This is a genomic window from Pseudomonas sp. UBA1879, assembly GCF_002338065.1.
In the GTDB taxonomy this organism is placed as follows: Bacteria; Pseudomonadota; Gammaproteobacteria; order Pseudomonadales; family Pseudomonadaceae; genus Aquipseudomonas.
The window spans coordinates 113,134-132,307 of the sequence record NZ_DDHJ01000017.1; the positions used below are offsets into that span (position 1 = coordinate 113,134).

General features: G+C 59.8%; 17 protein-coding genes. 8 read left to right on the forward strand and 9 right to left on the reverse strand.

Features of this window, described 5'->3' with window-relative positions:
* Positions 1-18: 18 nt before the first annotated feature.
* The 4 genes from B3N48_RS19830 to B3N48_RS19845 form a co-directional block, all read right to left on the reverse strand.
* Positions 19-1,008: a FecR family protein gene (locus B3N48_RS19830; RefSeq protein WP_296186683.1), complete on the reverse strand. Its 990-nt coding sequence runs from the start codon at positions 1,006-1,008 to the stop codon at positions 19-21.
* Entirely contained in the window at positions 1,005-1,523 is a 519-nt protein-coding gene (locus B3N48_RS19835) for an RNA polymerase sigma factor (protein ID WP_296186685.1), read from the reverse strand. The genes B3N48_RS19830 and B3N48_RS19835 overlap by 4 nt, the downstream gene beginning before the upstream one ends.
* A 264-nt stretch (positions 1,524-1,787) precedes the next feature.
* A complete protein-coding gene (locus tag B3N48_RS19840) occupies positions 1,788-2,507 on the reverse strand; it encodes a 3'-5' exonuclease (protein WP_296186688.1) in 720 nt (239 codons plus the stop codon).
* A gap of 10 nt (positions 2,508-2,517) precedes the next feature.
* Entirely contained in the window at positions 2,518-4,452 is a 1,935-nt protein-coding gene (locus B3N48_RS19845) for a putative nucleotidyltransferase substrate binding domain-containing protein (protein ID WP_296186691.1), read from the reverse strand.
* 224 nt (positions 4,453-4,676) lie between these two features.
* On the opposite strand from B3N48_RS19845, the gene B3N48_RS19850 reads away from it, so the two are divergent.
* On the forward strand, positions 4,677-5,123 hold the full coding sequence (locus B3N48_RS19850; RefSeq protein WP_166595652.1) for a response regulator: 447 nt from the start codon (positions 4,677-4,679) through the stop codon (positions 5,121-5,123).
* Positions 5,124-5,323: 200 nt separating this feature from the next.
* On the opposite strand, the gene B3N48_RS19855 is transcribed toward B3N48_RS19850, so the two are convergent.
* Positions 5,324-7,501, reverse strand: coding sequence for a malate synthase G (locus B3N48_RS19855; RefSeq protein WP_296186695.1), 2,178 nt, complete (start codon positions 7,499-7,501; stop codon positions 5,324-5,326).
* Positions 7,502-7,934: 433 nt separating this feature from the next.
* Here B3N48_RS19855 and B3N48_RS19860 point away from each other — a divergent pair, with 433 nt between their 5' ends.
* Positions 7,935-8,453, forward strand: coding sequence for a glycine cleavage system protein R (locus tag B3N48_RS19860; RefSeq protein WP_296186696.1), 519 nt, complete (start codon positions 7,935-7,937; stop codon positions 8,451-8,453).
* Between the two features lie 271 nt (positions 8,454-8,724).
* Here B3N48_RS19860 and B3N48_RS19865 read toward each other — a convergent pair whose 3' ends face one another.
* From B3N48_RS19865 to B3N48_RS19880, 4 genes are all read right to left on the reverse strand, one after another.
* Positions 8,725-9,699 (reverse strand): serine/threonine protein kinase, encoded by a 975-nt coding sequence (locus B3N48_RS19865; protein ID WP_296186698.1) that lies wholly within the window; start codon positions 9,697-9,699, stop codon positions 8,725-8,727.
* A gap of 247 nt (positions 9,700-9,946) precedes the next feature.
* The gene (locus B3N48_RS19870) at positions 9,947-11,875 is read right to left on the reverse strand and encodes a PhoX family protein (RefSeq protein ID WP_296186700.1); all 1,929 of its coding nucleotides are present in this window, start codon (positions 11,873-11,875) and stop codon (positions 9,947-9,949) included.
* Between the two features lie 104 nt (positions 11,876-11,979).
* A complete protein-coding gene (locus B3N48_RS19875; RefSeq protein WP_296186702.1) occupies positions 11,980-12,744 on the reverse strand; it encodes a TOBE domain-containing protein in 765 nt (254 codons plus the stop codon).
* 218 nt (positions 12,745-12,962) lie between these two features.
* Entirely contained in the window at positions 12,963-13,697 is a 735-nt protein-coding gene (locus B3N48_RS19880) for a ComF family protein (protein WP_296186703.1), read from the reverse strand.
* Positions 13,698-13,805: 108 nt separating this feature from the next.
* Here B3N48_RS19880 and bioB point away from each other — a divergent pair, with 108 nt between their 5' ends.
* From bioB to B3N48_RS19910, 6 genes are all read left to right on the forward strand, one after another.
* Positions 13,806-14,861 (forward strand): biotin synthase BioB, encoded by a 1,056-nt coding sequence (bioB, locus tag B3N48_RS19885; protein ID WP_296186704.1) that lies wholly within the window; start codon positions 13,806-13,808, stop codon positions 14,859-14,861.
* A 172-nt stretch (positions 14,862-15,033) separates the two neighbouring features.
* A complete protein-coding gene (gene bioF / locus B3N48_RS19890) occupies positions 15,034-16,239 on the forward strand; it encodes an 8-amino-7-oxononanoate synthase (RefSeq protein ID WP_296186706.1) in 1,206 nt (401 codons plus the stop codon).
* The gene (locus B3N48_RS19895; RefSeq protein ID WP_296186707.1) at positions 16,232-16,963 is read left to right on the forward strand and encodes an alpha/beta fold hydrolase; all 732 of its coding nucleotides are present in this window, start codon (positions 16,232-16,234) and stop codon (positions 16,961-16,963) included. The genes bioF and B3N48_RS19895 overlap by 8 nt, the downstream gene beginning before the upstream one ends.
* A complete protein-coding gene (gene bioC, locus B3N48_RS19900) occupies positions 16,956-17,804 on the forward strand; it encodes a malonyl-ACP O-methyltransferase BioC (protein ID WP_296186710.1) in 849 nt (282 codons plus the stop codon). Before B3N48_RS19895 ends, bioC begins: the two co-directional genes overlap by 8 nt.
* Positions 17,805-17,892: 88 nt before the next feature.
* Positions 17,893-18,573, forward strand: a complete 681-nt coding sequence (bioD, locus tag B3N48_RS19905; RefSeq protein WP_296186824.1) for a dethiobiotin synthase — start codon at positions 17,893-17,895, stop codon at positions 18,571-18,573.
* 148 nt (positions 18,574-18,721) lie between these two features.
* A complete protein-coding gene (locus B3N48_RS19910) occupies positions 18,722-19,018 on the forward strand; it encodes a pyrroloquinoline quinone biosynthesis protein PqqE (RefSeq protein WP_296186713.1) in 297 nt (98 codons plus the stop codon).
* Positions 19,019-19,174 lie beyond the last annotated feature (156 nt).

Sequence of the window (19,174 nt, forward strand, 5' to 3'; positions counted from 1 at the left end):
GGATTCAGAGACGTGCTCTCACAGTTTGCGCGTTTGTTTGTTCTCGCTGGCCACCACGGTCACCCACCAATGTGTGCGCTGTTCGATGGCCACAGGCAGCGTCGGCATCAGAGCCTTGAGGGCGAGGTCGGTGTCGTTCAGCGGGAAGCTGCCGGTGATGCGCAGGTCGGCGACGTCCGGCGCAACACCCAGATAACCCGAGCGATAACGGCCCAGCTCGGCGATCACGTCCTTCAGCGCCGTGTTGTCCACCACCAGCATGCCGCGAAGCCATGCATCGGTCCCGGGCGCCATGGCCACCTTCGGGCCGAGGCTGTGGCGCTGAATCAACATTTGCTGGCCTTCGCGCAGGATCATCTCGTTGTCGGTAGCCTGCGGGTGGGCTGCCACCGCCGATTGCAGCACGCTCAGCAGCGTGCCGTCGCCCCGCCGCTTGACCAGAAATTTCGTCCCCAGCGCCCGCATCTGGCCTTCGTCGGTTTCAACGATAAACGGCCGTGGGTCTTCATGGCTGCCGGTTTCGACGAAGATTTCGCCCTCCTGAAGAATGACCCGGCGCTGCTTGGCGTCGAATTTGACGTCCAATGCGCTATGGGTATTGAGTCGAATGAGGGTGTTGTCCGACAGCCGAATGGTGCGCTGCTCACCGGTCGCCGTGCGTTGATCGGCCAGCCAGTAATTCACGGGCAATACGCGATCGGCAAAGAACAGCGTCAACCCAAGGGCCAAGGCAAAACCGGCAACGCCACGCCCCATTTTGCGGATTTTCCAGCCAAGGCCTTCGCGAGGACGGATCAGCGCCGTGCGAGCAGGGCCGGTTGTGCGTATGAAGCGTTGATCGAGCATGCCCAGTTGCAACCAGGCGCGGGCGTGTTCTTCGCTGGCCGCGTACCACTTCGCGAACTCTTCACGCTCGGCCTCGCTGCCTTGTCCGCAGTCCAGGCACAACTGCCAGGCGATGGCGGCGTCGAGCACGTGGGAAGGGACCGGTCGCGTCGGGATGCTCATGTCGGCTCGCCATACAGCGCGACATAGCACTGGCGCATGCCCTGAGCCAGGTATTGACGAACGCGAGGCACGGAAACCCCGACGTGTTCGGCAATTTCGGCATGGCTCATGCCGTCCAGACGATTCAACAGAAATGCCGCCCGCGCCTTGCTCGACAGCGTGCTCAGCATGCGGTCGATGGTTTTGAGGTCTTCGAGGATCAGTTGTTGCGCTTCGAGCGAAGGGTGCTCGGCTTCGGGAAGCAGCATCAGTTCGCTGAGGTAGGCCTGTTCCAGCGCGGCGCGGCGGAAGTGATCGAACAACAGACCTTTAGCCACCTGCACGAGAAACGCCCTGGGTTCACGCGGGGTCTCCAGCTGTTCACGGCCGAGCAAGCGAATGAATGTGTCCTGGCTTAAATCCTCGGCGCGCTGCGGGCAGGCAACGTTTCGTTTCAACCACGCCAGCAACCAGCTGCGATGGTCGCGATAGAGCGTTCCGACTAGCTGATGCTGAGGACTTTGGAGTGACGACACGGACGCACCGAAGAGAACAAAGTAACTAACGAGAATTATTCGCGATTGTGTCAGAGCCAATGAGTGCTGGCAATTGGCGCTTATCGAAATGAATTGAGCGGTTGCTGTAGGAAATGGCAACTCAGAAGGTGCGACCGGCGCTGTTGCAGGCGTGAGCTTGCTCGCGACGGCCTCTGCCAGACCGATATGAGGTGTCAGATTCACACTATCGAGCAAGCTCACGCCCACAGAGATGTCGCCAGCCTCAAGAGGGTGAGTACCCGTTCAAAACGAGTGCGACTGCTGCCGGCGTCGCCACTTCGCCAATCCTTGCTCCAGCAACAGAGGGCTGTCCATGTCCTGACGTCGCGCATGACTCATGAGAATCAACGCCAGTTCCGCAGTCACAAGCGCATCGGCGCTCGCGTGATGACGTTCGTCGGCGTGCAGCCCGAAAAAGCCGGTCCAGTCGTCCAGTCCGGCCTGTCGCAAGCACGCTTTCGGACACAACATGGGTGCGATGTCGGCCACGTCGAAAAAAGCATGTTGCAGCTTGTAGCCGAGGCTTTCCTTCAAGGCACGGCCCAGCATGTGCTGATCGAATGGTGCATGAAACGCCAGCATGGGGCTGTCTCCCACGAACGCCATGAAATCCAGCAACGCATCGACCGGCTCGCTGCCTGCTGCAATGGCGCTCGGCCCCAACCCGTGGATCAACACGCTGGGACTGAGTTTGTGATCGGGACGCAGCAATGTGCGCTCGAATAGCTGACCCAGGTCGATGGCGCCGTCTTCGATCACCACCGCGCCGATCGATAGCACTTCGTCGCGGTTCATATTCAGGCCGCTGGTTTCCAGGTCCATCACCACCCAGCGTTGCTGGCGCAGCGATTTCTCATTGAGCGGCGCGGCGTGGGGCAGGCTGTGCAGGCGCTGCTGCTGTTCAGGCGTGAGGTCGGGCGCCTTGGCGCGTTTGGGTGGCTTGAGCCACTGAAACAGGTTCATGGTCGGTCGCTTAAAGTTGGTAACGCAACGTCAGGCTCGATTGCAGGCGCTGCGCCTGACGGAAAGACTCGCGCAGAATACGACGATCCAAATGGTTCAGCACTTCCGGGTCAATCCGGTTGGAATACGGCAGATTCTGTCGGCTTTGCTGCTGATGCTGTTGCATGCGGGTCTGCTGAATGAAGTGATAGGCCTCTTCATACGCTGCGCCGTCCAGTGGGTCGATCACGTCTTTGGCCACCAGTTGGCGCAGCCGTTCGAGGGTGTTGTTTGCCGGGATGCCGTTGGCCAATGCCAGCAACCGTGCACCGTCAACGAAGGGCGTCAAGCCTTGTGTTTTGAGGTCCAGCGTATCTTTTTCGCTGCCTTTGCGCGCCACCACGAAATCCCGGAAACGGCCCACAGGCGGCCGTTGGCGCAACGCGTTGTCGGCCATCATTCGCTGGAACAGTTTGTTGTCGGCCACTTGCGCCAGAATGCTCTGGCGCAATTGATCGCCGCCGCTTTCGTCCCCCCAGACCACCCGCAAGTCGAAATAAATGCTCGATGACAGCAGGTTCTCTGGCGTCGCCTCACGAATGAACGCGCCAAAGCGTCGCGCCCATTCAACCCGCGACAAGCACAGCTCAGGGTTGCCGGCCATGATCCCGCCCTTGCACAACGCAAAGCCGCACAGCGCGAGACTCTGGTTGATGCGTTCGGCGATGGGCAACAGGCGCCCGCGAATCTCGGCGGCTTCGGCGGCGTCTTTGGCTTCGAACAGAATGCCGTTGTCCTGATCGGTATACAGCGTCTGCTCGCGGCGACCTTCGCTGCCGAAGCACAGCCAGCTGAACGCAACGCCGGGATCACCTTTTTCTTCCAGCGTCAGCTCGATGACCCGGCAGACCATGTGGTCGTTGAGCAGCGTGATGATCTGGGTGATCTGCGTCGACGACGCCCCATGGGCGAGCATGCGATCGACCAACTGGACGATGTCGCCCCGTAGGTTGCTCAGCGAATCGATGCGCGGGGCGTTGCGGATGGTCCGCGCCAAATGCACCAGGTCTACCCGTTGCAGGGAAAACAGATCGCGCTCTGACACCACGCCGCACAGACGCTGATCCTTGACCAGACAGACGTGAGCGATATGCCGCTCGGTCATGGCAATGGCGGCGTCGAACGCGCTGGCGTCGGGACTTAAATAGAAGGGCGCTTGGATCATGCTGTGCTGGATGGCCTGGCCGAAATCGGCGCCTACGTCCGCAACCACCTGGCGCAAGTCGCGCAGGGTGAAAATACCGAGCGGTGCTTTGTCCTCGTCGACGATCACAATGCTGCCGACCTGCTGCTCGTCCATCAGCTTCACGGCCTCACGCAGCGGGGTTTCTGGCGAACAGGTGACCGGGTGCCGCATCGCCAGTTCGCCAAGGCGGGTGTTCAGCGAGTATTGAGTGCCGAGTGTTTCCACGGCCTTCTGCTTTACTTGTTGATTCACCTGTTCAAGCAAACTGCTGACGCCCCGCAGCGCAAAATCGCGGAAGGTGCTGGAAAGCGCGAAAAGCTTGATGAACGCCTGCTTGTTCAGTTGCAGGCAAAACGTGTCTTCAGCGGCCAAATGCTCAGTGCGTGTGGCCCGTTCGCCTAACAGCGCCGCTAGGGGAAAGCATTCGCCGGTGGTGATTTCAAAGGTGGTTTCGGTGCCGCCCTTCGCGGAATGCGGACGTTCCCCGACGACGCGGCCCTGCTTGACGATGTAAAAGTGCTCTACTGGCCCATCGCCAGGCTTGATGATGCTCTCGTCCGTAGCGTAGAAACGCAGCTGGCATTGCTCGACCAGATAGGCAAGATGGGCGTTTTCCATCTGATTGAATGGCGGGAATTTCTGCAGGAATTGCATCGTGCCGTGAATGTTTTGCAACACGGCTGTTTTGCCTGCCTGGGTGAAAGCGTCCGCTTTGCTCATGACCGATACCGCTTGTTGTTATGGCTCCATGGTCGACCGCTTATCCGAGGGTGCCCATTGGACGTAAGTCTTAGGTCGCAGGAAAGGCGTTGGAGTGCGAGGGCGCGTGGTGTAAAACCGCATCAGGCAGGGGCTGAATGGCCAGGCATGAAGCCGACAAAGTGCGCAGCGTATTCAGTCTGTTTGCGCGGTCAGAATGAAGTCGACGGGAAGATGAGACGGGTATGTTCGATCACGATATTTTGAGTGATGAAGAGCGCGAAGCCCTCAATGAGGTCATGATGGCGCCTCCATCGCAATCGCCACAACGGGTACTGATCGTCGATGACGACAAGGACGCTCGGGAGATTCTTGCCGAAATCCTCAGCCTCAACGACATCAGTTGTATTACCGCCGCGGGGGGCACCAGTGCCATGCACCTGCTGCAAACCCGACCGTCCATTGCGCTGCTGATCACCGATCTGCGGATGGCGCCGTGCGACGGGCTGGATCTGATTCGACAGGTCAGGGATTCGGACCGGGCTGCGTTGCCAATCATCATCGTTTCAGGCGACGCCCATGTGCGCGATGCCATCGACGCCATGCACCTGAGCGTGGTGGATTTCCTGCTCAAGCCGATCAACACCAAACAGCTCTTGAGGTTGGTGAAGCGGGAATTGGGGATGTCGTAGGGTGAAAAGCCCCCCGCTGTGGGGGGCCCGCTTGCTGGCGAAGGCGTTAGGTCAGTTGAATCAAGTCGGCAGCCCCTCCGCCTTCGCCAGCAAACCGGCTCCCTCAGGTTGGTCTGCAGTTGTCCGATAAACCGAACATCGATGGCAATAAAAAAGGCGGTGTGTCCTGGGACTCACCGCCTTTTTGGTTTGGGCTTGATTTACAGCCCGTTCTTCGCCTTGAACTCCCGGCGACGGCGATGCAGCACAGGCTCGGTATAGCCGTTCGGCTGTTTTGTGCCCTCGATCACCAGTTCGACCGCCGCCTGAAAGGCGATGTTGCTGTCAAAGTCCGGCGCCAGCGGGCGGTACAGCGCATCGCCGGCGTTCTGCCGATCCACCACCGGCGCCATGCGTTTGAGGCTTTCCAACACCTGCGCCTCGCTGACCACGCCATGACGCAGCCAGTTGGCGATGTGCTGGCTGGAGATGCGCAGGGTTGCGCGATCTTCCATCAGGCCAATGTCGTTGATGTCCGGCACCTTCGAGCAGCCCACGCCCTGATCGATCCAGCGCACGACGTACCCCAGAATCCCTTGAGCATTGTTATCCAACTCGTTCTGAATCTCTTCCGGTGTCCAGTCGGTGTTTGGCGCCAGCGGGAGGGTCAGAATATCATCGACCGACGCTGGTGCACGCTGAGCCAGTTCGGCCTGACGGGCGAACACGTCGACCTTGTGGTAGTGCAGCGCGTGCAGCGCGGCCGCTGTCGGCGACGGCACCCAGGCAGTATTGGCTCCGGCCAGCGGGTGAGCGATTTTCTGCTCCAGCATCGCCGCCATCAGGTCCGGCATCGCCCACATGCCTTTACCGATCTGCGCGCGCCCTTGCAGGCCGCATTTGAGGCCGATATCGACGTTGGAATTTTCGTACGCGCCGATCCATTTTTCAGCCTTCATCTGCGCCTTGCGCACGACGGGACCCGCTTCCATGGAGGTGTGAATTTCATCGCCCGTACGGTCCAGGAAGCCGGTGTTGATGAACACCACGCGCTCGCTGGCCGCCTGGATGCACGCCTTGAGGTTGACCGTAGTGCGGCGCTCCTCGTCCATGATCCCGACCTTCAGCGTGTTACGCGGCAAACTCAACACGTCTTCGATACGACCGAACAGCTCGTTGGTGAATGTCACTTCTTCCGGCCCGTGCATCTTTGGTTTGACGATGTACAGCGAGCCGGTGCGACTGTTGGCGCGAGACGTGTTGCCCTTGAGGTTGTGGATCGCCGCCAGGCTGGTCAGCAGCCCGTCGAGAATGCCTTCCGGCACTTCATTGCCCTGATTGTCGAGGATCGCGTCAATGGTCATCAGGTGACCGACGTTACGCACGAACAGCAACGAACGGCCGTGCAGCGTTACCGCTTCGCCTTTTGGCGAGGTGTAGACGCGATCCGGGTTCATGGTGCGGGTGAAGCTTTTGCCGCCCTTGGACACTTCTTCCGACAGATCGCCCTTCATCAGGCCCAGCCAGTTGCGGTAGACCACGACCTTGTCGTCCGCATCCACGGCAGCGATGGAGTCTTCGCAGTCCATGATGGTGGTGAGCGCAGCTTCCATCAGCACATCTTTGACGCCCGCTGCGTCGGTCTGGCCGATCGGGCTGGTGGCGTCGATCTGGATTTCAAAATGCAGGCCGTTGTGCTTGAGCAGGATCGCCGTCGGTGACGATGCATCGCCTTGAAAGCCGGTCAACTGCGCGTCGTCACGCAAGCCGGTGTTGCTGCCGCCCTTGAGACCGACGATCAGCACGCCGTCGACGATCTTATAGCTGGTGGAATCGACATGAGAACCCGCGGCCAGTGGCGCGGCTTCATCGAGAAAGGCGCGAGCGAAGGCGATGACCTTGTCGCCGCGGACCTTGTTGTAACCCTTGCCCTTTTCCGCGCCACCCGCTTGCGCAATGGCGTCGGTGCCATAGAGCGCGTCATACAGCGAACCCCAGCGGGCGTTCGACGCGTTCAGTGCGAAACGGGCGTTCATCACCGGGACCACCAATTGCGGACCGGCCATGGAGGCGATTTCTTCGTCGACGTTTTGCGTCGAGATCCGGAAATCCGCTGCTTCTGGCAGCAGATAACCGATGTCCTGCAGGAACGTCTTGTATGCGGCAGCATCGTGGGCCTTGCCGGCATGGGACTGATGCCAGGCATCGATACGCGCCTGGAAGTCGTCACGTTTGGCGAGCAGGGCTTTGTTCTTAGGCGCCAGCTCGTGGATGAGCGCGTCGGCACCGGCCCAGAACGCGGCAGCTTCGATACCGGTTCCAGGAATGGCTTCGTTGTTCACGAAATCCAGAAGGATTTTGGCGACCTTAAGGCCACCGACTTGAACGTGTTCAGTCATTGCTTGCCTCACTCTGCTCAGCTATCCGCGCCTCTTGGCGCTTTCTTGTTAAAGCCACCGACATCGCTGCGTTCCCGTGCCAGAACATGCCGTTGCAGGCGGCTGGGCTATGGGTGTTGACGGGCAGGATGCCGAGTCAGGCATCGTTCCAACGGTTATGTAGTGGTCGCGGCGGAATACTACATGATGTGTCGCAGTGTGAAAATCCAGGCCTAATCTGTCACCAAGCGACCGAATTCTCACACAGGGTCACGCTGGGGTTACGGATGTTCTCAAAAAAATGACTAATTGTTCCAGATAAATGTAAAAACGGTACACAAAATGTTTCCTGAGGAAGCACTCGGGCATACCTCCCAGGCTTGCCTATACTTGCCCGGCAGCCGCGCAGGCGCCGGTTTCCGGCCAGCGGACCTCAAAGCAGAAGGAGTTCACCGTGGATCAGCTTATCGTCACCGTCATCGCTCCGGATAAACCGGGGCAGGTCGAAAGGATCGCCTCCTGTATTGCAAATCACGGTGGCAATTGGCTGGAAAGCCGTATGGCGCATCTGGCCGGACAGTTTGCTGGCATTGTCCGCGTTGATGTGCCTGCCGATGTGCAAGGCGATCTGAGAAGCGCGCTACAGGCACTTTCGTCTCATGGAATTCGCGTCCAATTTGCCGAGATGGGCGGCGAGCGCGTTTCCAATCCGAAACCTATCACCATGGAACTGGTAGGCAATGATCGGCCCGGGATCGTACGGGACGTGACCCGGGTGTTGAGTGAGCAGGGCGTCAACGTCGAGCAGTTGGTGACCAATGTCGAGCCAGCACCCATGAGCAGCGAAACCCTTTTCCGCGCCCATGCGCTGTTGGGCCTCCCTGAGAATCTGGCGCTTGATGCGCTGCAGCAGCGGTTGGAAACCCTGGCCGATGAGCTGATGGTGGAATTGAAGATCATGGCAGAGCAGTGAGCAGCGGCAAGTTATTCAGTTTTTCCATGCACTGGCTTGTGGATAACCTGCGGATACAGGCCTGGAGCCCACGACAGCTGCGACGCCGAGGCGATTGATCAAAAAATCAGCAGAATCAGGGGCTTGTGCACAAATAGCTTGAATGAGGCTGTGGATAACCTGCGCAAACATCGCTGCAAGCCACGTCGGCAGGGGCTTGGAAAGTGTTGTGCGTTTTTTGATCAGCTTTTTCCAAGGTCCGGGGCCATGCAGACGATGACCCGTTGACGGTTCAGAACAGTTTCAGAGGCGGTTCGTTCAAGGCGGCCATTTGCTCGCGAAGGGCCAGCACCTGATCTCCCCAGTAACGCTCGGTGCCGAACCAGGAGAAGCTGTGAGGAAACGCTGGGTCGTCCCAGCGACGGGCTAGCCACGCGCTGTAATGCAACAGGCGCAAGGCGCGCAACGGTTCGATCAACGCAAGCTCGCGGGGGTCGAAATCGTGAAATTCGTTGTAGCCGTCCATCAGTTCCGACAGTTGACTCAGACAATCCTGACGATCACCCGCCAGCATCATCCAGACGTCTTGCACGGCGGGCCCCATCCGGCAGTCATCGAGGTCGACGATGTGAAAAATCTCGTCGCGGGTCATCATGTTGCCGGGGTGACAGTCGCCGTGCATGCGGATGTTCTGATGCGGCGTTGCGGCGTAGGCATCTTCGACACGCTTGAGCAGATCTTTCGCCACTGACCCGTAGGCAGGCAAAAGACTGCGGGGAATAACATCGTTTTCCAGCAAATAATTCAGCGAGTCATGACCAAAGTTCTTCACCCCCAACGCTTCACGATGCTCGAACGGGCGGGTGGCGCCGACGGCATGGATCCGGCCCAACAGCTGGCCAAGGCGATACAACTGGTCCAGGTTGCCAGGCTCTGGTGCGCGACCGCCACGACGGGGGAAGAGGGTGAAGCGAAACCCGGCGTGTTCGAACAGCGTCTGGCCGTTGTGTGTGAGGGGCGCCACCACCGGGATTTCGACTTCGGCCAATTCTGCGGTGAAGCTGTGTTCTTCGAGGATCGCTTCGTTAGTCCAGCGGTTAGGCCGGTAGAACTTGGCGATCAGCGGCTGACCTTCGTCGATGCCGACTTGATAGACGCGGTTCTCATAGCTGTTGAGCGCAAGAATGCGGGCGTCGCTGACAAAGCCGATGCTTTCAACGGCGTCCAGCACAAGGTCGGGTGTAAGCGTTTCGAAGGGATGGGCCATGCTGACTCCTGCGCGCGGCAGGCTGCCGCGTCGGGCCAGACATGGTAACTCAGGGATGGGATGGCCGACACATCGCGTTATGACCGATCCCGATACGAGAGGGCCGGACGCGATCTGTGGGAGTGAGTTTGCTTACGAATGCGGGGCCGTGGGCACGTTATGGTGCCCGGTATTCCGCTTTCGTGAGCACATTCACTTCCACAGGGACCGTACTCATATCGAACACGTTATGCAGGCACGCTGGGAATCACGCCCCAATCACCCCGCCGTCCTGGCGCGTGATCACCATCACCGACGACCTCGGCTTGCCGTTGGGCAAGTGCTCGGGGAAGGTCGAGCCGCCTTTCTCGCCGGGATGCTGGATGCCGACGAACAGCGCTTTTTGATCCGGCGCGAAGCTGATGCCAGTCACCTCACAGCCCACGGGACCTACCATGAAACGGCGGATTTCACCGCTGGCGGGGTCGGCGCAGAGCATCTGGTTGTTGCCCATCCCGGCGAAGTCGCCCGCGTTGGAATAATCGCCATCGGTCAAAATCCACAATCGCCCGGCGTTATCGAAACCCAGGCCGTCCGGACTGTTGAACATGTTCTGCGCAGTGATGTTGCTGGAGCCGCCCTGTGGCTTGCCTGCGTGCACGCCAGGATTACCGGCCACCACGAACAGATCCCACGTGAAGTCCATCGACGCCGCGTCCGAGCCGGTTTCCTGCCAGCGAAGAATCTGCCCGTACTGATTCTTTTCCCGGGGATTCGGCCCACCCACCGGCTGGCCTTCTTCGCCGCGTTTGACGTTGTTGGTCAGCGTGCAGTAGACCTGGCCATCCTTGGGGCTGACCACGATCCACTCGGGCCGGTCCATGCGCGTGGCTTTCACGACGCTGGCCGCCAGACGCGCATGAATCAGCACTTCTGCCTGACTGGTGAAGCCGCTCGATGCGTCGATGCCGTTTTTGCCGTGGGTCAGCTCGACCCATTTGCCCCGACCTTTCGGATGATCGGCGTTACTGTCACCGTTATCGAATTGCGCGACATACAACGTGCCGTGGTCGAGCAGGTCGCGATTGGCTTTCGGGTTGTTGTGATCGACCTTGTCGCGGCTGATGAATTTGTAAATGAATTCGCCGCGCTCATCATCGCCCATGTACACCACCACGCGACCGTCCCTGGTCTCGGTGAGCGCTGCGTTTTCATGTTTGAAGCGGCCCAGCGCAGTGCGCTTCACTGGGGTCGACGTCGGGTCAAACGGATCGATTTCCACGATCCAGCCATGACGGTTGAATTCGTTGGGATGCTGGGCGACGTCGAAACGCGGGTCGTGGGGGTGCCAATTCACTTCTTTGCTGGCGGCGACCACACCGTAGCGCTTGGCAGCGGCGTCGAATGTCTGCGCAGGATCACTGCTACCGAAGCAGTCAGTGAAGTTCTCTTCGCATGTCAGATACGTGCCCCAGGGTGTCTTGCCGTTGGCGCAATTCTGGAACGTCCCGAGCACCTTCTCGCCGGTCGTGTCAGCGGCGGTCTTCAGCCATTCATGCCCTGCCGCCGGGCCGCTCAGGCGAATCGGCGTGTTGCCGTGCACGCGGCGGTTGTATTTCGAGCCTTGCACGAACGTCCACAGACCGTTCTCGCGTTTCACTTCAATGACCGAAACCCCTTCGCTGGCCAAGGCCTTGTGCACGTCAGCGGCGGATTGCGGGTCTTTACCGTGATCGAACAGGTAGCGGTAATTGGTGTACTCATTATTGATGGCCATCAGCGCGCGCGTGGCGTTATGGGCATCGTCACCGGGAAAGGTGAACAGGCTCATGCCGTCGTTGTTATCGCCGAATTGCAGTTCTTGTGCGCTGGCCGTGCCTTGGCCGCTAGGGTCGAAGGCCGGGCCGCCCGTGTGAAGTGGCTGCCCCCAGCTGATCAACACCGAAGCGGTGTAACCGGCAGGCAGCGTGATGCTGTCGGCGGTAGAGGCGGGGATGCTGTCGAAACCGAGCAAGGCATTGTTGCCTGCACTGCCACTGGCGGCCATTACGCTGCGGCTGAGCACGCTGCCACCCAAAAACATAGCGGCGCCGCACAGCGTGCCTGCGCTGATGAAGCTTCGGCGGGTGAGGCCGACGCTGTGCTGCCGGACCAGCGCTTCGAGGTCGGTGGACTGGTGTTCTTCTAATAATTTCATCACGGGCTTCCTGCGGTTTTGGCGAAAACCTTATTCAGTCCCGATGACGCTATTGTGTCCGTTCCATGACGGCGCAGGCCCTTCACACGCGCCGTCCGCGAAATCTACAGCGGCGTTCCGATCAATACATTGGAAGGTGCGAACTGCACGCTAACGTTGCTGCCGACCTTTAGCTTCAAGGTGTTGAGATGGTCGGGCTGAGCGACCGCGCACAGGATCTGAGCGTTCGACAGGGCGACTCGGACCTCGCTGGGGCCATCTTCCCCATCAAGAATCTGGTCGATTTTGCCATTCAGGCAATTGTGTCCAAGTGTTGCGGGCTGATCTGGTGCCAGCAATTCCAGCCAGCTGGCTTTGATCAGCGCAAACACGTCTGCGCCTTTTTCCAGCTCTAATCGCAACGTGCTGTCATGGGTGATTTGCGCCTCGATAGAAAGCCCGCCAGCGAGGGCCAGCCCGATCATGTCGTTGCGACCGGCAGGGGTGATGCTGTCGACCCGACCGTGCAACTGATTGCGTGCGCTGGTGCGCAACATCAAACGGCTGAGCAACGCCAGATCGCTCGACTCTTCCGGCGTCTCCAACAGCTGGGTTTGCAGCGCCTGCAAGCGCTGATAAAGCCGCAACACCCGCTCGCCTTCGACCGACAACTTCGCGCCGCCACCGCCACGCCCGCCCACACTGCGCTCGACCAGCGGCTGTTGCGCCAGATTGTTCAGCTCATCGATCGCATCCCACGCCGCCTTGTAACTCAACCCCGCGCTCTTCGCCGCACGCGTGATCGAACCCTGCTCGGCAATGTGCTGCAACAGCGCAATGCGATGGGGGCGGCGGACCATGTGTTGGGTGAGGGAAGGAGGGAAGGACATGTCGGGTTAGACGTTCTGTCGGGGATGGTCGGCCGAGTGTATGACAAAAGATGCCATAACAGACGGTCCCGCTTCGCCATCAATGGTTCGCTCCCCCACTGTTCTCGTGTTCATATCGAGATGGCACTTGCGTCCTCTTCTTAATGCTGTTGGAGCGAATTCATTCGCAAAAAAATGTAGGCGCTTTGGGCGATGGTATGCATCGCAGCGCTCATCACTCAGTCACCAGGCTTCGGCGTGCGCGCCAGGCAATACACATCGACTTTCTTCGCGCCCGCCCTTTTCAACAGATTTGCCAGCGCATCAGCGGTTGAGCCCGTGGTCAGGACATCGTCGATGAGGGCGATGTGTTGATCGATGACTTTCGAGGGGGTAGCGAGGGTAAACGCGTCACGAAGGTTGCGTTTGCGCGCTTTGGCGTTCAACCCCTGCTGCGCAGGGGTCTCTTTCGTCCGTTTGATGAGGCGCTCGTCAACCGGTAGCCGCAGCTGCGACCCAAGCCAGTTCGCGAGCATCGCTGCCTGGTTGTAGCCCCGCTGGCGCAGTCTCTTGCTGGCCAGTGGCACGGGCACCAAGACATCGGGCGGGGTGAGGTCTTCGTCGAATCGATGTTGCAACGTGCGCGCGAGCAAGTCCGCGAGCAGTCGGCCCAGCGGCCATCTGCCTTGGTGTTTGAAGCGTGTGACCAGCGCGTCGATGGGGAAGTCATAACGCCACGGCACGATGACTTCGTCGAAGGCCGGGGAGTGGCGCAGGCACTGCATGCAGGTCAGGTCTGTCATGGACATCGGCAACGCGCAACGATCGCATTGATCGATCAACCAGGGCAGGTCGCTTTCGCACTGTGTGCAGAGGGCGATGTCCGAGTCAGTCTGCTCATCGCACAATAAGCAGGTTTGTACGTTTTTTAACCAGATGTAAACCTGATGCCCGCTGTGTGGTTGACAGTGCATGTCGCTTCCTTAACTATGCCGAACATCCGTGTTGCGCCTGTGGACTTTCAGGTTCTGGCCGATTGCCGAACCGCCCGGGTACTTGCCGAATACATGAAGGAGCCGCCTATGAGCGCCAGCATCAATGCCACTTTGCGTCACGACTGGACCTTAGCCGAGGTCAGGGCGCTGTTCACACAGCCGTTCAATGACCTGCTGTTTCAGGCGCAAACCGTGCACCGCGCTCATTTCGATGCGAACCGCGTTCAAGTGTCTACGTTGCTGTCGATCAAAACCGGCGCCTGCCCGGAAGATTGCAAGTACTGCCCGCAATCCGGCCACTACAACACCGGTCTTGAGAAAGAAAAGCTGATGCAGGTCCAGCAGGTCCTGGAAGAAGCGGCCCGCGCCAAGGCCATCGGTTCGACCCGTTTCTGCATGGGCGCCGCGTGGAAGCATCCGTCGGCCAAAGACATGCCGTACGTGCTGGAAATGGTCAAAGGCGTGAAAGCCATGGGCCTCGAAACCTGCATGACCCTCGGCAAACTGGATCTGGACCAGACCAAAGCGTTGGCCGACGCGGGACTGGATTACTACAACCACAACCTCGACACCTCGCCGGATTTCTACACCAGCATCATCACCACCCGCACCTACAGCGAGCGTCTGCAAACACTGGCGTACGTGCGCGATGCCGGCATGAAGATCTGCTCCGGTGGGATTCTGGGCATGGGCGAATCGCTGGACGACCGCGCCAACCTGCTGATTCAGTTGGCCAACCTGCCAGAGCACCCGGAGTCGGTGCCGATCAACATGTTGGTGAAAGTTGCCGGTACGCCGTTGGCCAATGCCGAAGACGTCGACCCGTTCGATTTCATTCGCATGCTGGCCGTCGCGCGCATTCTGATGCCGCAATCTCACGTACGCCTGTCTGCCGGTCGCGAAGCGATGAATGATCAAATGCAGGCCCTGGCGTTTTTCGCAGGCGCCAACTCGATTTTCTACGGCGACAAACTGCTGACCACCGCCAACCCGCAGGCCGATAAAGACATGCTGCTGTTTTCGCGTCTGGGCATTCAGCCGGAAGCACGTGAAGAGCATTCGGACGAGGTGCATCAGGCGGCGATCGAACAGGCATTGATCGAACAGAAAAGCAGCGAGATGTTCTACGACGCGGCGGTTTGATTCCCTTCCTAACGTTTGCCTGTCATGAAACTTGCGGCACGCGCGGACCTGTAGGCGTGAGCTTGCTCGCGATAGCAGTCGATCAGACACATCGATGGTGGCTGAAACAATGCAATCGCGAGCAAGCTCACTCCGACAGCGAAACGCGTATCGCATCTAACCCGAGGCCTGCATGTCTTTCGATCTGAGCGCACGTCTCGCTGCCCGTCGCGCTGAACACCTTTATCGCCAACGTCCCCTGTTGCAGAGTCCGCAGGGCCCTGAAGTCATCGTCGACGGCAAGCCACTGCTGGCGTTCTGCAACAACGACTACATGGGCCTGGCCAACCACCCCGACGTGATCGCTGCTTGGAAAGCAGGCGCCGAGCGTTGGGGCGTGGGCGGCGGGGCTTCGCATCTGGTGATCGGCCACAGCACGCCGCACCATGAACTCGAAGAAGCCCTGGCCGACCTGACGGGTCGCCCGCGCGCGCTGCTGTTCTCCAATGGCTACATGGCGAACCTCGGCGCCGTGACCGCGCTGGTGGGGCAGGGGGATACGGTGCTGGAAGATCGCCTCAATCACGCCTCGCTGCTGGACGCCGGTTTGCTGAGCGGCGCGCGGTTTTCCCGTTATCTGCACAATGATCCCGATAGCCTGAACACCCGGCTGGAAAAGGCCGTGGGCGATACGCTGGTCGTGACGGATGGCGTGTTCAGCATGGACGGCGACATCGCCGACCTGCCTGCGCTGGCCAAGGTCGCGAAGGCCAAAAGTGCCTGGCTGATGGTCGATGATGCTCACGGCTTCGGCCCGCTGGGCGCTACTGGCGCGGGCATCGTCGAACACTTCGGATTGAGCATGGAAGACGTGCCCGTATTGATCGGCACCCTCGGCAAATCCTTCGGCACTGCAGGCGCGTTCGTGGCCGGGAGCGAGGCACTGATCGAAACGTTGATCCAGTTCGCTCGCCCCTACATCTACACCACGAGTCAACCGCCCGCGCTGGCCTGCGCAACGCTGAAAAGCCTTGAGCTGTTGCGCACGGAACATTGGCGTCGCGCGCATTTGCAGGCGCTGATCAAGCAGTTCCGCGAGGGCGCTCGGGCCATCGGGCTTGAGCTGATGGACAGCGTTACGCCGATTCAGCCGATCCTCATCGGCAGCAGCGACCGTGCTTTGCGCCTGTCACAACTGCTGCGCGAGCGCGGGCTGATGGTCACTGCGATTCGTCCACCCACTGTGCCTTCGGGCAGTGCGCGTTTACGTGTCACGCTGTCTGCTGCTCACAGCGAAGCTCAGGTGCAGCTATTGTTAGAAGCACTGGAGCAGTGCTATCCGTTGCTTGCCTTGGATTCGAACAGCACATGTGAATCGGTGGAGCCACACAATGCGTGATCGCTTGATCCTGTTGCCAGGCTGGGGGCTCGGCGTTTCACCGCTGGAGCCGCTGGCGGCCGCTTTGCGCGGGCTGGACGAACATCTGCACGTCGAGATCGAACCGCTGCCGGATCTGGACACCGACGACCTCAGCGAATGGCTAGATGAGCTGGATTCGACCCTGCCAGATAACGCCTGGCTCGGCGGCTGGTCCCTCGGAGGCATGCTGGCCGCGGAGCTGGCGGCGCGACGTGGCGAACGCTGCTGCGGGCTGGCGACGTTCGCCAGTAACGTCTGTTTCGTCGCGCGAAGCCAGTGGCCGAACGCGATGCCACAAACCGATTTCGACGCGTTCATTGCAGGCTGCAAAGCCCATCCCGATTCCACGCTCAAGCGCTTCAGTCTCATGTGCGTGCAGGGTGCCGAAGAGCCGCGCGCCCTGGCCCGACAGCTCAAGGCCGGTGCGCCTCACGGCACGAGCGTTGGGCTGATCGAGGGCCTCAAATTGCTCGAGCAGATGGACACCCGCACCGCGCTACAAGCCTATCGCGGCCCGCAACTGCACCTGTTCGGCGGCCTCGATGCGCTGGTGCCTGCCGAAGCGTCGGCTGACCTGCTCACACTGTTGCCGGATATCGAAGTCGGCGTGATCGAGCAGGCCAGCCACGCGTTCATTCTGGAAAACCCCCATGGCGTGGCGGCGGCGGTCCAGGCATTTCTACATGAGTCCGGTGATGACTGATCTTTCCCACTGTGCGGTGTTGAAAGCCGTGAAACAGCAGCAGGCAAAAAACCAGAACCCTCTGCCTGACAAGCGCCAAGTGGCCGCATCGTTTTCCAAAGCGGCGACCAGCTACGACAGCGTTGCCGAGTTGCAGCGGGCGGTGGGCAGTGAACTGATGTCGCGCTTGCCTGAAGTGATGCCTGCGCGCTGGCTGGATCTGGGCAGCGGCACCGGCTATTTCAGTCGCGTGCTGGCGCAACGGTTTCCCCACAGCGAAGGCCTTGCGCTGGACATTGCCGAGGGCATGCTCCGTCACGCGCGGCCTTTGGGCGGGGCGGATCATTACGTAGCGGGTGATGCAGAGAATCTGCCGTTGCGCGATGCCAGCGTCGACCTGGTGTTTTCCAGCCTGGCCGTGCAATGGTGCTCGGATTTCGATTCTGTGCTGTCCGAAGCCAGACGCGTGTTAACGCCCGGTGGAGTATTCGGTTTTGCCAGCCTGTGCGTCGGCACCCTGTATGAACTGCGCGACAGCTGGCAGGCTGTGGACGGCCTGGTGCACGTTAATCGCTTCCGCGCGTTTGAAGATTATCAGCGGCTGTGCGCGGCCAGCGGGTTGCAGGTGCACAGCGTGAGCGTTCTGCCCCATGTCCTGCATTATCCCGACGTGCGCAGCCTGACCCACGAACTCAAGGCCCTGGGCGCTCACAATATCAATCCCGGCAGGCCGGGAGGTTTGACTGGCCGCGCGCGCATTCAGGCGTTGATCGAGGCCTACGAGGCATTCAGACAGGAGAAAGGCCTCCCTGCGACGTATCAAGTGGTCTACGCCGTGTTGGAAAAGCCGAGCGCTGTTTAAAAAATGACCGGTTTTACAAGCGTCGTTCGTGTGAGCGCTATAGTGAGTGAGTAACAGTTTGAAAAAATCTGAACGGATGGTCGCCAAGATGAGCGCTGCGTATTTCATCGCGGGAACCGACACCGACGTTGGCAAAACCACTGTCGCCACGGGGCTGTTGTATGCTGCGCGACAGTCCGGGCTGAGCACTGCCGCAGGCAAACCCGTGGCCTCCGGCTGTGACGTGAAACCCAAGGGGCTGCGTAATCCTGATGCCGTTGCATTGCGCGCTGAGTGTTCGGTTGAGCTGACCTACAACGAAGTTAACCCGGTCGCGTTCGAACCGGCCATCGCTCCGCACCTCGCTGCTCGCGAGGCAGGTGTCGCACTGACCGTGCAATCGCTGCTCGGGCCGATGCGCCACATTCTCGACAAAAATGCTGACTTCACCCTGATCGAAGGTGCGGGTGGCTGGCGTGTGCCGCTGGCGGATCAGGCCAATTTGTCGGACCTGGCCATCGCGTTGAAACTTCCTGTGATACTCGTGGTGGGCGTGCGTCTGGGCTGCATCAGTCACGCGTTGCTGACCGCCGAGGCGATCGCCAACGATGGCCTGCAACTGGCGGGTTGGGTGGCGAACATCATCGATCCCAAAACCTCCCGCCTCGAAGAAAACCTTGCCACCTTGGCCGAACGCCTGCCGGCCCCCTGCCTGGGGCGCGTGCCGCACATGAAAAAAGCCTCGCCTGAAAAGATCGCCGAGCATTTGCATTTGGAGTTGCTGGATTAGCGTCGATTTGATCCGTTCTGTTTATGCCCGAGCAGCCGGGTTGTGACCTCTATCACAAGGCGCAATGCCATTAGTGTTTTTGCCGGGTGTTTCACTGGCGTTGCTGCTTTAATGGCATTGTTCGTTTTATGAACAGAGGATTTCGATCATGCAAATCACGCTGAACAACACGCTGTATCCAGGCCTGAGTGCAATGCAGGTCGGGCAGGATCGTGTCGATCAGGCCGCCTCTCAGTTGGCGAGCCCGGCGACTGAAGTGTCGGGCCGCAGTCAGTCCTCCGATTTCCAGCTTGAGCGCCTGCGTTCGGTCGATCGTCCCCAACGTTCCGACATGGCCACTAATGTTGTTGAGCTGACTGAAGGCCGCATTCAGGTTCAACTGGGCGCCAAAGTCGAAAAAGCGTCCGATGAAGCGCTTGGCACGTTGATCGACACCTTCGTCTGATTCTTTGCAAAATCCTTCTTCAAAGCGCGCACGCTCTGTGCGCGTTCTTGTGTTTGCCTCCCGCTGAATTACGCCCTATCACCCGGCTGAATCGCGGCAGACTGCTGTCTGCCTCACGGGCTTGGCGCGCCTAAACTCTTTTGATCCGACCCATTG